11 protein-coding genes and 1 pseudogene are annotated in these 14,305 nt (G+C 67.8%); 9 read left to right on the forward strand and 3 right to left on the reverse strand.

The features are described from left to right. The first annotated feature begins 30 nt into the window (after nucleotides 1-30). A complete protein-coding gene (gene xth / locus HNR51_RS13135; RefSeq protein ID WP_141953420.1) occupies nucleotides 31-840 on the forward strand; it encodes an exodeoxyribonuclease III in 810 nt (269 codons plus the stop codon). 52 nt (nucleotides 841-892) lie between these two features. Further along, nucleotides 893-1,021 (forward strand): hypothetical protein, encoded by a 129-nt coding sequence (locus HNR51_RS26730; protein WP_276508070.1) that lies wholly within the window; start codon nucleotides 893-895, stop codon nucleotides 1,019-1,021. A gap of 63 nt (nucleotides 1,022-1,084) precedes the next feature. Here the strand turns inward: HNR51_RS26730 and HNR51_RS13140 are convergent, their stop codons facing one another. Next, nucleotides 1,085-2,551, reverse strand: a complete 1,467-nt coding sequence (locus HNR51_RS13140; RefSeq protein ID WP_182555209.1) for an amino acid permease — start codon at nucleotides 2,549-2,551, stop codon at nucleotides 1,085-1,087. 288 nt (nucleotides 2,552-2,839) lie between these two features. Here HNR51_RS13140 and rpsO point away from each other — a divergent pair, with 288 nt between their 5' ends. From rpsO to HNR51_RS13170, 5 genes and pseudogenes are all read left to right on the forward strand, one after another. Further along, on the forward strand, nucleotides 2,840-3,109 hold the full coding sequence (rpsO, locus tag HNR51_RS13145; protein WP_009864833.1) for a 30S ribosomal protein S15: 270 nt from the start codon (nucleotides 2,840-2,842) through the stop codon (nucleotides 3,107-3,109). Between the two features lie 263 nt (nucleotides 3,110-3,372). Then, a complete protein-coding gene (gene pnp / locus HNR51_RS13150) occupies nucleotides 3,373-5,610 on the forward strand; it encodes a polyribonucleotide nucleotidyltransferase (RefSeq protein WP_012456208.1) in 2,238 nt (745 codons plus the stop codon). A gap of 136 nt (nucleotides 5,611-5,746) precedes the next feature. Next, a pseudogene (locus HNR51_RS13155) lies at nucleotides 5,747-6,349 on the forward strand (TonB-dependent receptor plug domain-containing protein); the annotation flags it as partial. A gap of 298 nt (nucleotides 6,350-6,647) precedes the next feature. Beyond that, nucleotides 6,648-7,289 (forward strand): glutathione S-transferase family protein, encoded by a 642-nt coding sequence (locus HNR51_RS13165; RefSeq protein ID WP_152278344.1) that lies wholly within the window; start codon nucleotides 6,648-6,650, stop codon nucleotides 7,287-7,289. Between the two features lie 80 nt (nucleotides 7,290-7,369). Then, nucleotides 7,370-7,594, forward strand: a complete 225-nt coding sequence (locus tag HNR51_RS13170) for a YgaP-like transmembrane domain (protein ID WP_210279257.1) — start codon at nucleotides 7,370-7,372, stop codon at nucleotides 7,592-7,594. Between the two features lie 126 nt (nucleotides 7,595-7,720). Here the strand turns inward: HNR51_RS13170 and HNR51_RS13175 are convergent, their stop codons facing one another. Further along, a complete protein-coding gene (locus HNR51_RS13175) occupies nucleotides 7,721-7,987 on the reverse strand; it encodes a GlsB/YeaQ/YmgE family stress response membrane protein (protein ID WP_012456206.1) in 267 nt (88 codons plus the stop codon). Nucleotides 7,988-8,250: 263 nt separating this feature from the next. Here HNR51_RS13175 and HNR51_RS13180 point away from each other — a divergent pair, with 263 nt between their 5' ends. Next, nucleotides 8,251-8,610 carry a RidA family protein gene (locus HNR51_RS13180; protein ID WP_012456205.1) on the forward strand — a complete coding sequence of 120 codons (360 nt, stop codon included), beginning with the start codon at nucleotides 8,251-8,253 and terminating at the stop codon, nucleotides 8,608-8,610. Then, the gene (locus HNR51_RS13185; protein WP_373325216.1) at nucleotides 8,604-9,710 is read left to right on the forward strand and encodes a polyamine ABC transporter substrate-binding protein; all 1,107 of its coding nucleotides are present in this window, start codon (nucleotides 8,604-8,606) and stop codon (nucleotides 9,708-9,710) included. Before HNR51_RS13180 ends, HNR51_RS13185 begins: the two co-directional genes overlap by 7 nt. Nucleotides 9,711-9,983: 273 nt before the next feature. On the opposite strand, the gene rpoC is transcribed toward HNR51_RS13185, so the two are convergent. After that, nucleotides 9,984-14,201 (reverse strand): DNA-directed RNA polymerase subunit beta', encoded by a 4,218-nt coding sequence (rpoC, locus tag HNR51_RS13190; RefSeq protein WP_012456203.1) that lies wholly within the window; start codon nucleotides 14,199-14,201, stop codon nucleotides 9,984-9,986. Between the last annotated feature and the right edge of the window lie 104 nt (nucleotides 14,202-14,305).

The raw sequence follows: 14,305 nt of genomic DNA on the forward strand, positions 1-14,305 counted from the left end.
TCCCTCGCCCCGCTTCGCAGGCTTCTCCCGTTGCGCCTCACCGTCACGACCTGGAACATCAACTCGGTGCGCCTGCGCATCGAGTCCGTGCTGCGCTTCCTGCGCGAAGAACAGCCCGACGTGCTCTGCCTGCAGGAGACCAAGTGCCCGGACGAGCTGTTCCCGCTCAAGGCGTTCAAGGGCTCGGGCTACGAGAACATCGTCTTCGCCGGGCAGAAGGGCTATAACGGCGTCGCGATCGTCTCGCGCTTTCCCCTGCTCACCCGCGACGTGATGCGCTTCTGCGAGCGGGCGGATGCGCGCCACATCTCGGCGGTGCTCGGGCCCGAGGCGGGGCCGGCGGCGGGGATCGTGCTGCACGACTTCTACGTGCCGGCTGGCGGCGACGTGCCCCACCGCGACCTCAACCCGAAATTCGCGCACAAGCTCGACTTCCTGTCCGAGCTGCGCGCCTGGGGCGGGCGGCGCGTCTCCGGTCCGGCGATCCTGGTGGGCGACCTCAACGTCGCGCCGCTGGAGCACGACGTCTGGTCGCACAAGCAGCTCCTCGACGTGGTGAGCCACACCCCCGTCGAGACCGAGGCGCTGGAGACCCTGCGCGGCGAGGCCGGCTGGATCGACGCGGCCCGGCTCCTCACCCCGGAGCCCGAGAAGATCTACACGTGGTGGAGCTACCGCTCGCCGAACTGGGAGCTGGCCAACAAGGGCCGGCGGCTCGACCATGCCTGGGTCTCGCCGGACCTCGCCGGCACGGTGCGCAAGGTCGCGGTGTTCCGCGCGGCGCGCGGCTGGGAGAAGCCGTCCGACCACGTGCCGGTCACGCTGTCGCTGGAACTCTAGCCGGGGAACGCGGACGCCCCTCCGGGCATTTGGCCTCCAACGGAACCGTCACATGGAGTCCCACCGGATGCGCTCGATCCTGCGCCAGATCCTCGTCGTCTTCCTGCTGCCCAAGGCCATCTCGTACCTGCGTCGCCGCTACGGCGGCGGCCGCGCCGCGGGTCATCACCGCTCGTACTAAGATCCGGGATTCCAAAGGGATCATCCCTTTGGCGGGGCGCCGGGGTGGAACCCCGGCTTCCCGTCAACCAGGGCTCCGCCCTGGACCTGCGAAAGGACTTGTCCTTTCGAAACCTGAATTGGCCGCCACGCGCCGGCGGCTGTAGCCGAACCAGATCGCCAGCCCAAGGCCGAGCCAGGCTAGCAGCCGCAGCCACGTATCGCCGGGTAGGCTCACCATCAGGGCGAGGCAGGCGAGGATCCCGAGCACCGGGACGACCGGACCACCGGGCACCCTGAAAGGCCGCGCCCGCTCCGGCTCCGTCCGGCGCAGGATCAGCACGCTGGCACAGACGAGAATGAAGGCGAACAGCGTGCCGATGCTGACGAGTTCGCCCAGGACATCGATCGGCACCAGCGCCGCGACCGCGGCGGTCGCCAGCCCGATCAGCCCCTGCGCGACGAACGGCGTCCGGCTCCGTGCGCCGATGCGCGAGAAGACATCCGGCAGCATGCGGTCGCGGGCCATGGCGTAGCAGATCCGCGCCTGCCCATAGAGCGCGGTCAGCGCCGCCGTGGTGAGCCCGATCAGGGCCCCCAGCTTGATCGCCGCCGAGAAACCGGTGAGCCCCGTCACCGCCATCGCCTTGGCGATCGGATCGGCCACGTCGAGCTCGCGATAGGGCACGAGGCCGGTGAGCACGGCGGCCACCGCCACGTAGAGCGCCGCGGTGACGAGGAGCGAGCCGAGCAGGCCCACCGGCGCGTCCCGCTGCGGGTTGCGGGTCTCGCCGGCGGCGGTCGAGATCGTCTCGAAGCCGACATAGGCGAAGAACACGACGCCTGCCCCGCGGAAGACCCCACTCCAGCCGAAGGCGCCGAACGCGCCCTCGTTCGCCGGCACCAGCGGGTGCCAGAGGTCAGGCCGCAGATGCAGGGCGCCGAGACCGAGGAAGGCGAGGATGATCGCCACCTTCAGCACCACCAGCACGGCATTGGTATGGGCGGCGCCGCGGTTGTCGCGCATCAGCAGCGCGGTGAGCGCCAGCGTGACGAGGGCCGCCGGCAGGTTCACGAGACCGCCCTCCGCCGGCGCCGCGGCGAGGGCGGCCGGCAGCCGGAAACCGGCATCGGCCATGAGGCTCTGCGCGTAGCCCGACCAGCCGACCGCGATGGTCGCCGCGGCCATGGCGAATTCGAGCACCAGATCCCAGCCGATGATCCAGGCCGGCAGGGCGCCGAGCGTCGTGTAGGTGTAGGAATAGGTCGAGCCGGCCACGGGGATCATCGCGGCGAGTTCCGCGTAGCAGAGCGCCACCAGCCCGCTCGCCACCGCACCGAGCACGAAGGAGAGCATCAAGCCCGGCCCGGCGAAGTGGGCCGCCGCCGTGCCGGTGAGCACGAAGATGCCCGCCCCCACCGTCGCCCCGACGCCGATGCAGACGAGGCTGAACGCCGAGAGGTTCTTGGCCAGCGTCGGCCCGCCCGCAGCGGCCTCGTCGGCGACGAGGGCGGCGATGGGCTTGCGGGCGCCGAGGGCGGGATGGGGCATGAGGTCTCGCGGGCCTTGGAGCGGATCGCGTCCGGCAACGCGAAATCCACGCCGGTTGTGAGGCACGCGGAAGCGGATGTCGCCGGGGCGGCGGCGGCACTGGCACTTCCCGGGATTTCGTGTATGGTCCGCGCCGCCTCGACCCGGCTGACGGGCGGGGCTTGTGCCGCTTGCGGCTGACCGTGCTGGACGACATCCCGGCACCGGCCCGACCGCGAGTATTTCAAAGGCGCCCTTCCCCTCCCGTGGGCGGCGCCTCCGACCCAAACCTCATCTGAAAGGCCTGCGATGTCGATCACGGCAGAGCGCAAGACCGCGCTCATCAAGGAATACGCCAAGGGCAACAAGGACACCGGCTCGCCGGAGGTCCAGATCGCCATCCTCACCGAGCGGATCACCAACCTGACCGCCCACTTCAAGACCCACGGCAAGGACAACCACTCCCGCCGCGGCCTCCTGAAGCTGGTGTCGCAGCGCCGCTCGCTGCTCGACTACCTGAAGCGCAAGGAAGAGGCGCGCTACCGCACCCTCATCGAGCGCCTCGGCATCCGCCGCTAAGGCCATCCACGCGGTCCTTCGGGGCCGCGTTTTCACACGTGCTCTCAGCCGAAGTGGAGACCGGTTCGGCGCCAAGAGAGCACGGCACACCAAGAAGGATTGTCCGGGCATGGGGCCCGGCCGATCCGCACCGGGCGGCTTGAAGGCAAAGGGCGCCAGGGCAGGATCGCGAGACGCTTCCGTTCACGCTGGAGCGTCTCGCCGTCTTGCCTCTGGCGGCGCCGGGTTCGCCCGACCCGCATGTTCGAAGGCAGAAGACACACATGTTCGACGTACAACGTGAAGAGCTGATCTGGGGCGACCGCAAGCTCGTCCTCGAGACCGGCAAGACCGCCCGCCAGGCGGACGGCGCCGTGGTCGCCACCTACGGCGAGACCACCGTGCTGGCCACCGTGGTCGCGGCCAAGGAGCCCAAGGCCGGCATCGACTTCATGCCGCTGACCGTGAACTACCAGGAGCGCGCCTACGCCGCCGGCCGCATCCCGGGCGGCTACTTCAAGCGCGAGGGCCGTCCCTCCGAGAAGGAGACCCTGGTCTCCCGCCTGATCGACCGTCCGATCCGTCCGCTCTTCGTCGAGGGCTGGCGCAACGACACCCAGGTCGTCGTCACCGTCCTTTCGCACGATCTCGAGAACGATCCCGACATCGTCTCGATGGTGGCGGCCTCCGCCGCGCTGACGCTGTCCGGCGTGCCGTTCATGGGCCCGATCGGCGCGGCCCGCGTCGGCTACCTCAACGGCGGCTACAAGCTGAACCCGCTGGTGACCGAGGTCGCCGAGTCCACCCTCGACCTCGTCGTCGCCGGCACCCAGGATGCCGTGCTGATGGTCGAGTCCGAGGCCAAGGAACTCTCCGAGGACGTGATGCTCGGGGCCGTGATGTTCGGCCACAAGCACTTCCAGCCCGTCATCGAGGCGATCATCCGGCTGGCCGAGAAGGCCGCCAAGGAGCCGCGCGACTTCTCCCCACCGGAGAACGCCGACGTCGAGAAGGCCGTCCTCGACATCTGCGAGTCGGAGCTGCGCGACGCCTACAAGATCACGGTCAAGCAGGACCGCTACAAGGCCGTCGACGCCGTGAAGGCGAAGGTGGTCGCCGCCCTCTGCCCGGCCGAGGGCGAGCAGAAGTTCAGCCCTGAGAAGGTCAAGGCCGCCTTCAAGGAGGCGCAGTCGAAGGTGGTCCGCTGGAACATCCTCGACACCGGCTCGCGCATCGACGGCCGCGACGTGAAGACCGTCCGTCCGATCGTCTCGGAAGTCGGCGTGCTGCCGCGGGCCCACGGCTCGTCGCTGTTCACCCGCGGCGAGACCCAGGCCCTGGTCGTGGCCACGCTGGGCACCGGCGAGGACGAGCAGTTCATCGACGCGCTCGAAGGGACGTACAAGGAGCGCTTCCTGCTCCACTACAACTTCCCTCCCTACTCCGTCGGCGAGACCGGCCGCATGGGTTCGCCCGGCCGCCGCGAGATCGGCCACGGCAAGCTCGCCTGGCGCGCGATCCGGCCCGTGCTGCCGCCCGCCCACGAGTTCCCGTACACGATCCGCGTGGTCTCCGAGATCACCGAGTCGAACGGCTCCTCCTCCATGGCCTCGGTCTGCGGCGGCTCGCTGTCGCTGATGGATGCGGGCGTGCCCCTGCGTCGTCCGGTGGCCGGCATCGCCATGGGCCTCATCCTCGAGGGTGAGCGCTTCGCGGTGCTGTCCGACATCCTCGGCGACGAGGATCACCTCGGCGACATGGACTTCAAGGTGGCCGGCACGGACGAGGGCATCACCTCGCTCCAGATGGACATCAAGATCGCCGGCATCACCGAGGAGATCATGCGCGTCGCCCTCGCCCAGGCGAAGGACGGCCGTGCCCACATCCTCGGCGAGATGGCCCAGGCCCTGACCGCGGCCCGTCCCGAGCTCGGCGAGTACGCGCCGCGCATCGAGACGATGCAGATCCCCACCGACAAGATCCGCGACGTGATCGGCACCGGCGGCAAGATCATCCGCGAGATCGTCGAGAAGACCGGTGCCAAGATCAACATCGAGGATACCGGCGTCGTGAAGATCGCCTCCTCCGACGGCAAGGCGATCAAGGCGGCCTATAACTGGATCCGCTCCATCGTCGCCGAGCCCGAGGCCGGCACGATCTACGACGGCACGATCGTCAAGATCATGGAGTTCGGCGCCTTCGTGAACTTCTTCGGCGCCAAGGACGGCCTCGTCCACATCTCCGAGCTGGCGCCGCAGCGCGTCGCCAAGGTCGGCGACGTCGTCAAGGAAGGCCAGAAGGTCAAGGTGAAGTTCCTGGGCGCCGACGAGCGCGGCAAGATCCGCCTCTCGATGAAGGTCGTCGATCAGGAGACCGGCGAGGACATCACCGAGAAGCTGAAGGCCGAGCGCGCGGAGCGCGGCGAGCCGGAGCGCGAGGAGCGCAGCGACCGGGGTGATCGCGGCGACCGCGGCCCGCGCCGCGACCGCGGCGAGCGCCGCCGGGAGTCGTCGGGCGAGTAAGCCCTCCCTCACCTCTCCATCGCGTACTTGGAAGAGCGCGGTCCCTCCGGGGGCCGCGCTCTTTGCTTATGGACCGAAGCTTGTGGCCGAGTGGTTTGCACGGCACCCGGCCGCGCCGACGACTTGCGCAAAAGATTTGCTGCGTTCGATGCTGCTCGGCTCCGCCGCCTGTACAAGCATCGCACCGGTTTTAATCCAATCCATTCAGGCGCAAGTCACCGAAATCAACACCGGCCTGCCGACGGCTCAAGCGGTCCATCCGCTCGCCGCGTCCCCCTCGGTCGGTGGCATCACCCTCGACATGATCAGCCTCGCCGGTTCCGGGCTCGGGCGCGGCGTCGTGGTCGACAGTTCGGGCTCGCAGGTCGGCTATGTCGCCCAGCGCCTGCGCTCCGCCACCAAGACCGACACGCCCTTGATCGACACGCCGCAGGCGATCTCGGTGGTGACGGAAGCGCAGATCCGCGACCAGAACGTCCAGTCGATCGGCGAGGCTTTGCGCTACGTTCCCGGCGTTGCCATCGCCCAGGGCGAGGGCCACCGCGACGCGATCCTGATCCGCGGCCAGCGCACGACGGCCGATTTCTTCGTCAACGGCATCCGCGACGACGCGCGCAACTACCGCGACCTCTACAACACCCAGCGCATCGAGGTGCTCAAAGGCCCCAACGCGATGACCTTCGGCCGCGGCGGCGGCGTGGTCAACCGCGTGCTCAAGGAAGCCGACGGGCTACCTCTATCAGGACGCCAGCTTCGCATCGTCGGACAACGCGGTGCGCCTGCCGAGCTTCTCGCGGTTCGATGCCGGCGTGTTCTACGAATTCAGCGAAACCATGCGCGCTCAGGTCAACATCGAGAACCTGTTCGACCGGCGCTCCATCATCTCCGCGCACAACAACAACAACAACATCCTGCCCGGCGCGCCCCGGACCGTGCGCTTCCAGCTGATCGCCCGGTTCTGACCCCCGGGACCTCGCCATCTTGAGCCTTCCGGGGGAGTCGCGCAGAACGCGCTGTACGATCCCGGGAGGCCCATGATGTCCGACGATCTCGTCTTCTACACCCACCCGATGTCCCGCGGCCGGATCGTCCGCTGGATGCTGGAGGAGGTCGGCGCGCCCTACCGCACCGAGATCCTCGGCTACGGCGCCTCCATGAAGGCGCCGGCCTACCGGGCGATCAATCCGATGGGGAAGGTGCCGGCGCTGCGCCACGGCGGCACGGTCGTGACCGAGTGCCCGGCGATCCTCGCCTATCTCGCCGACGCCTTCCCGCAGGCCGGGCTCGCCCCGGCGCCGGATCACCGCGACCGCGGCCCCTATTACCGCTGGCTGTTCTTCTGCGCCGGCCCGCTCGAAGCGGCGGTGACGAACGGCGTGCTCAAGGTAGCCGTGCCCGACGATCCGCGGATGCAGGGCATGGTCGGCTACGGCAGCCTGGAGGCGGCGCTCGACACCCTCGAAGGCGCGGTCTCCGGGGTTGCGTTCGTGGCGGGCGACCGCTTCAGCGCCGCCGACCTCTACGTCGCCTCGCATCTCGGCTGGGGGATGCAGTTCGGCACGATCCCGAAGCGCCCGGCCTTCGAGGCCTATGCCGGGCGCCACCTCGCCCGGGAGGCCGCCGTGCGGGCGCGGGCGATCGATGACGGGCTGCTCGCCGAAGCCGGACAAGCCTCGTAAGCCGCCTCGCGACGGAACGGCCCTGCCCGCTCCGCGTTCGCCCCGCGAGCGCCAAGAGGAGCTGATCCACCGTGAACGAGATGATCGAAGACATTTTTTCGGGCGAGCCGAACCTGAGCATGACCGAGCGGGCGGTCTCCGTCGCGCTGGGGCTCGGCATCGCCGCCGCGGCGGCCCAACCCCGGCCGAACAAGCTCCTGAGCCTCGCCGCCCTGGTGGTCGGCGTCGGGCTGGCCGTGCGCGGCGCCACCGGCCACTGCGCCGTCAAGGCCGTCACCGCGGGCGGACGCGACCTGACCGGTTGATCGCCTCCGCAGATCCGGACCGGCCGGCGGTCTCTTCGCTTCATCGCCGCCCGGTCCGACCCCCCGCAACGAAAAAAGGGGCGCTCCCGAGGAGCGCCCCTTTTGACTGTCGCCGTGGGCCGGATGTCAGAGCGAGCGGCTGCTGGTGCGGCCGGCGATGAAGCCGTAGATCGCGAGCACGACGCAGGCGCCGACGATCGAGCCGATGAAGCGGGCCCCCTCGTTGGGTCCGTACCAGCCGACCGCCTGACCGATGAAGGTCGCGACGAAGGCGCCGACGATGCCGAGGATCGTCGTCATGATGAAGCCGGCGGGCTCCTTGTCGCCGGGCATGATGAACTTGGCGATGACGCCGGCTACGAAGCCGATGATGATGGTCCAGAGAATTTCCATGTCGTTCCAACCCCGAAAAGCGTCTTCGATCTGAAGTTCCGGCCGGAAGACTTGGCCGTATTCGCAGGGCAAACGCACGAGCCACGATGCCGGTTGCCTCGGGAAATGCGCGAGCGGCCAAAAAATCGGGGTGTGCCGCCCCGGCCCGATCTCCGGTCCGGTGCCGCTTCCTCCGGCGCGGCGCACGAACCTCTTTACGGGCAACCGCTCGGGACGGCAGAAGGGTCCGCCTCCTTCACGAACCGAGACCGGCGACCACGACCATGACCATCGAACGCTACGAAACCGGCCCGCGCATGTCCCAGGCGGTCGCCCACGGCGACCTCGTCTTCCTGGCGGGCCAAGTGGCCGCCGACGTGGTCGGCACCGGCGTCACCGCGCAGACCCAGCAGATCCTGGAGCAGATCGACCGGCTGCTCATGGCGGCCGGCAGCGACAAGTCCCGCATCCTGTCGGCGACGATCTACCTCGCCGACATCGCCGGCTTCGCCGAGATGAACGCCGCCTGGGACGCCTGGGTCGACAAGAACAACCCGCCGGCCCGCGCCACCGTCGAGGCGCGGCTCGTCGCCCCCGAATACCGCGTCGAGATCGCCGTCACCGCGGTGCGGGGCAAATCGTGATCCGGCGGCGCCTGCTGGGAGGGCTCGCCGCCCTCCCCCTCCTCCTCGCCGCGACCGTTGGGGTGCGGGCCGAGGAGCGGGTCGTCAACATCTACAACTGGTCGGATTACATCGACCCGAAGGTGCTCGACGACTTCACCAAGGAGACGGGGATCAAGGTCGTCTACGACACCTACGACAACAACGAGATCCTCGAGACGAAGCTGCTCGCCGGCAAGTCCGGCTACGACGTCGTCGTGCCCTCCGGCCCGTTCCTGCAGCGCCTGATCCGGGCCGGGATCTTCCTGCCCCTCGACAAGGCGAAGATCCCGAATCTCAAGCACGCCTGGCCCGAGATCACCGGCCGGCTCCAGGCCTACGATCCCGGCAACACCTACGCCGTCGATTACATGTGGGGCACGACCGGCATCGGCGTGAACCTGGGCGCCGTGCGCGAGCGACTGGGGGCGAACGCGGCGCTGAACAGCTGGAGCCTCGTGCTCAATCCGAGTTCGATGGCCAAGCTCAAGGATTGCGGCGTCATGCTCCTCGATTCCCCCGAGGATCTGATCCCGTCGATTCTGCCGTTCTACGGCTACAAGGCGGATTCGAAGCGCTGGGACGACATCACCACCGTCACCGACGCGCTCTACAAGGTCCGCGGTTCGATCCGAAAATTCCACTCCTCGGAATACATCAATGGTCTTGCCAACGGCGATATCTGCCTCGCGGTCGGCTATTCCGGCGACGTGATGCAGGCGAAGAAGCGCGCCGAGGAATCGAAGAACGGGGTCGAGATCGCCTACTTCATCCCGAAGGAGGGCACGCTGATGTGGTTCGACACCTTCGCGATCCCGAAGGATGCCGCCCACCCGGCCGAGGCCCACGCCTTCATCGACTACATGATGCGCCCCGAAGTGGCGGCGGCCAACACCAACTTCGTGGCTTACGCCAACGGCAACCTCGCCTCGCAGAAATTCGTGAAGCCGGAGATTCTCAACAATCCCGGCATCTACCCGGACGCGGCGACGATGCAGCGGCTCTCGGTCAACACCGCCTGGAACGACTCGACCCAGCGCTTCGTCACCCGGGCATGGACACGGGTGCGCACGGGGCGCTGATCCTGTTCGGCGGGTTTCGAACGCAACACCCTCGGCGGGGATGACCCTCCACCATCGCGATACCCAACGGCTGCAGCGGCGTGGTGCGGCCCGCCACGGAGTCCGGGTTCGCTGATCAGCGAACCCGGAATGACGGCGGTGAGGGGATGGGTTCGAAGCCCTGCGGTGCTGGGGGCGTCGCGGTGGCGCCGGAAGACGTTCTCGGATCGGACACGAAAAAGGGCGGCCTCTCGGCCGCCCTTTTTCCGTTTCGAGCGTCTGCTCCCGCCCGCCTTACTCGGCCGCGGCCGGGGGCAGTTCGCTGAGTTCGGCGGCGTTGGCCGCGTTCTCGGCGGAGCGCTGCTGCAGGATCAGGCTGTCGCGGCGGCGCGCGATGGAACGGATGTCCGCCGCGAGCGAGCCGGTGCCGGCCGGGATGAGCGAGCCGACGATGACGTTCTCCTTCAGGCCCTCCAGGGTGTCGACCTTGCCGTTGACCGCCGCCTCGGTGAGGACGCGGGTGGTCTCCTGGAACGAGGCCGCCGAGATGAACGACTTCGTCTGCAGCGACGCCTTGGTGATGCCGAGCAGGACCGGAACGCCCTGGATCGGCTTCTTGCCCTCGGCGAGCAGCTTCTCGTTGTACTCGGCCAGCTCCGTCCGGTCGATCTGGTCGCCCGTCAGGATGTCGGAGTCGCCGCCGTCGGTGATCTCCACCTTCTGCAGCATCTGCCGGACGATCACCTCGATGTGCTTGTCGTTGATCGACACGCCCTGGAGCCGGTAGACCTCCTGGATCTCGTTGACGAGGTAGGCGGCCAGCTCCTCCACGCCCTTGATCGCCAGGATGTCGTGCGGCGCCGGGTTGCCGTCGACGATGTAGTCGCCGAGTTCCACCACGTCCCCGTCCTGCAAGTGGATGTGCTTGCCCTTAGGGATCAGGTACTCGACCGCCTCCGAACCGTCATGCGGCGTCAGCGTCAGGCGACGCTTGTTCTTGTAGTCGCGGCCGAACTGAATCGTGCCCGACTTCTCGGCGATGATCGCCGCGTCCTTCGGACGACGCGCCTCGAACAGCTCCGCCACCCGCGGCAGACCGCCGGTGATGTCGCGGGTCTTGGCAGACTCCGTCGAGACGCGGGCCAGCACGTCGCCGGCCTTCACCTTCGCTCCCGGATCGAGACCGATGATGGCATCGACCGGCAGGAAGTAGCGGGCATCGGAGCCGCGGGCGAGCTTCACCGGCTTGCCGTCCTGATCCAGCACGAGCATGGCCGGCTTCAGGTCGGAGGTGCGGGCCGAGCCGCGCCAGTCGATGACGACGCGCTTGGCGATGCCGGTCGACTCGTCGGTGGTCTCCGTGATGGACTGGCCATCGTAGAGATCCTCGTAGCCGACGATGCCATCCACCTCGGCGACGATCGGACGGGTGTAGGGATCCCACTCGGCGATCCGCTGCCCGCGCTTGATCGTGTCGCCCTCGTCCACGCGAACCTTGGCGCCGTACTGCAGACGGTGGACCGCCCGCTCGGTGCCGTCCGGCCCGACGATCACCACGGCGACCGAGCGGCCGGTGGCGATGAGATCGCCGTCCGAGTTCTTGGCGAGCGACCGGTTGCGGATCTTGATCGTGCCTTCGAAGCTCGACTCGATGAAGGACGAATCCGCGATCTGCGCCGCGCCGCCGATGTGGAAGGTGCGCATGGTGAGCTGAGTGCCCGGCTCGCCGATCGACTGCGCCGCGATGACGCCGACGGCCTCGCCCATGTTGACGGGCGTGCCGCGGGCGAGGTCGCGCCCGTAGCAGGTGGCGCAGACGCCGCTCTTGGTCTGGCAGACCAGCACCGAGCGGATCTTCACCTCCTGGATGCCGGCGGCGTTGATCGCCGGCAGGTGGCGCTCCTCGATCGTCTCGCCGGTCTTGACGATGACGGTGCCGTCCTGGGCCACCAGATCCTCGGCCGTGGCACGGCCCAGGATGCGGATGGCGAGCGGGGCGACGACCTGGCCGGCATCGATGATGGCGCGCATCTTGATGCCGTTGGTGGTGCCGCAATCCGTCTCGCGGATGACGGCATCCTGCGCCACGTCGACGAGGCGGCGGGTCAGGTAGCCCGAGTTCGCGGTCTTCAGCGCCGTGTCCGCGAGGCCCTTACGGGCGCCGTGGGTGGAGTTGAAGTATTCGAGAACGTCGAGGCCTTCCTTGAAGTTCGAGATGATCGGGGTTTCGATGATCTCGCCCGAGGGCTTGGCCATGAGACCGCGCATCGCCGCGAGCTGCTTCATCTGCGCGGGCGAACCACGGGCGCCCGAGTGGCTCATCATGTAGATCGAGTTGACCTGCTTGTCGGCCCCCTTGTCGTCCTTCTGGACGGCGGAGATCCGGCCCATCATCTCGGCGGCGAGCTTGTCCGAGCACTTGGCCCAGGCATCGACGACCTTGTTGTACTTCTCGCCCTGGGTGATCAGGCCGTCGTTGTACTGCTGCTCGTAATCCTTCACGAGCGCGCGGGTGTCGTCGACGATCGACCACTTGTTCTCCGGCACGACCATGTCGTCCTTGCCGAACGAGATGCCGGCGCGGAAGGCGTGGCTGAAGCCAAGCGCCATGATGCGGTCGCAGAAGATCACCGACTCCTTCTGACCGCAGTGGCGGTAGACGGTGTCGATCATCGCCGAGATTTCCTTCTTGGTCATCAGCTTGTTGACGACGTCGAAGGGCACCTTCGGGTGCAGCGGCAGCACGCCGGACAGGATCACGCGGCCGGGCGTCGTGTCGTAGATCTTCGACACCGGCTCGCCGTCCGGCCCGAGGCCGCGCCAGCGCCACTTGATCTTCGAGTGCAGCGACACGGTCTTGGCCGCGAGCGCGTGCTCGAGCTGACCAATATCGCCGAACACGCCCTGCATCGGGTTGTTCTTGTCGTCGGCCTTATGCTCGCCGACCGCGCCGTCGGCGACGATCGAGAGGTAGTAGAGGCCGAGAACGATGTCCTGCGACGGCACGATGATCGGCTGACCGTTGGCCGGGTGCAGGATGTTGTTGGTCGACATCATCAGGACGCGCGCTTCCAGCTGAGCCTCGAGGCTCAGGGGGACGTGCACGGCCATCTGGTCGCCGTCGAAGTCGGCGTTGAACGCGGCGCAGACCAGCGGGTGGAGCTGGATCGCCTTGCCCTCGATCAGCTTCGGCTCGAACGCCTGGATGCCCAGCCGGTGCAGCGTCGGCGCGCGGTTCAGCATCACCGGATGCTCGCGGATCACCTCATCGAGGATGTCCCAAACCTCCGGCTTCTCCTTCTCGACGAGCTTCTTGGCCTGCTTGACGGTGGCCGAGAAACCCTTGGCGTCGAGGCGCGCGTAGATGAACGGCTTGAACAGCTCGAGCGCCATCTTCTTCGGCAGGCCGCACTGGTGCAGCTTCAGCTCCGGGCCGACCACGATGACCGAGCGGCCCGAGTAGTCGACGCGCTTGCCGAGCAGGTTCTGGCGGAAGCGGCCCTGCTTGCCCTTCAGCATGTCGGCGAGCGACTTCAGCGGGCGCTTGTTGGCGCCCGTGATGACGCGGCCGCGGCGGCCGTTGTCGAACAGCGCATCCACCGCCTCCTGAAGCATGCGCTTCTCATTGCGGATGATGATGTCCGGCGCGCGCAGCTCGATCAGCCGCTTGAGGCGGTTGTTGCGGTTGATGACGCGGCGATAGAGGTCGTTGAGATCGGACGTGGCGAAGCGGCCGCCGTCCAGCGGGACCAGCGGGCGCAGGTCCGGCGGGATGACGGGCACGACCGTCAGGATCATCCACTCGGGCTTGTTGCCCGAGAGCTGGAACGCCTCGATGATCTTGAGGCGCTTCATCAGCTTCTTGGGCTTCAGCTCGGAGGTCGTCGTCGCGATCTCCTCCTTGAGCGCGGTCGCGATGCCCTCAAGGTCGAGCTCCTGGAGGATGCGCCGGATCGCCTCGGCGCCGATCATCGCCGTGAAGCTGTCCTCGCCGTACTCCTCCTGCGCGCGCAGGTACTCCTCCTCCGACAGGAGCTGACGCTCCTTCAGGGGGGTGAGGCCCGGCTCGATGACGACGTAGGATTCGAAATACAGGATCCGCTCAAGATCCTTGAGCGCCATGTCGAGCAGGAGGCCGATGCGCGAGGGCAGCGACTTCAGGAACCAGATATGCGCGACGGGAGCGGCCAGCTCGATATGGCCCATGCGGTCGCGCCGCACGCGCGCGAGGGTGACCTCGACGCCGCACTTCTCGCAGATGACGCCCTTGTACTTCATGCGCTTGTACTTGCCGCACAAGCACTCGTAGTCCTTGATCGGCCCGAAGATGCGCGCGCAGAACAAGCCGTCGCGCTCGGGCTTGAAGGTGCGGTAGTTGATCGTCTCCGGCTTCTTGATCTCGCCGTAGGACCACGACAGGATTTTTTCGGGCGACGAGATCGAGATCTTGATCTGGTCGAAGCTCTGCGGCTGGGCCTGCTGATTGAAAAGGTTCATGACCTCTTGGTTCATGATCCGCTCCTTGCTCGCCGGCTGCCCCGCGCCTGGGCAGTCACGGCTTGATCCTCATGGCGCCGCGCTCGTCCGGAGCGCCGCTGGCCGTCGTCATGTTCGGA

This window comes from Methylorubrum thiocyanatum (genome assembly GCA_014138645.1).
GTDB lineage: Bacteria > Pseudomonadota > Alphaproteobacteria > Rhizobiales > Beijerinckiaceae > Methylobacterium > Methylobacterium thiocyanatum.

What these genes read in the sequence shown, in the direction of transcription:
- HNR51_RS13175 (WP_012456206.1), bottom strand. Translation starts at nt 7,987, where the DNA reads ATGGAAATTCTCTGGACCATCATCATCGGCTTCGTAGCCGGCGTCATC.
- HNR51_RS26730 (WP_276508070.1), top strand. Translation starts at nt 893, where the DNA reads ATGGAGTCCCACCGGATGCGCTCGATCCTGCGCCAGATCCTCGTCGTC.
- HNR51_RS13140 (WP_182555209.1), bottom strand. Translation starts at nt 2,551, where the DNA reads ATGCCCCATCCCGCCCTCGGCGCCCGCAAGCCCATCGCCGCCCTCGTC.
- pnp (WP_012456208.1), top strand. Translation starts at nt 3,373, where the DNA reads ATGTTCGACGTACAACGTGAAGAGCTGATCTGGGGCGACCGCAAGCTC.
- rpsO (WP_009864833.1), top strand. Translation starts at nt 2,840, where the DNA reads ATGTCGATCACGGCAGAGCGCAAGACCGCGCTCATCAAGGAATACGCC.
- HNR51_RS13170 (WP_210279257.1), top strand. Translation starts at nt 7,370, where the DNA reads ATGATCGAAGACATTTTTTCGGGCGAGCCGAACCTGAGCATGACCGAG.
- rpoC (WP_012456203.1), bottom strand. Translation starts at nt 14,201, where the DNA reads ATGAACCAAGAGGTCATGAACCTTTTCAATCAGCAGGCCCAGCCGCAG.
- HNR51_RS13165 (WP_152278344.1), top strand. Translation starts at nt 6,648, where the DNA reads ATGTCCGACGATCTCGTCTTCTACACCCACCCGATGTCCCGCGGCCGG.
- HNR51_RS13180 (WP_012456205.1), top strand. Translation starts at nt 8,251, where the DNA reads ATGACCATCGAACGCTACGAAACCGGCCCGCGCATGTCCCAGGCGGTC.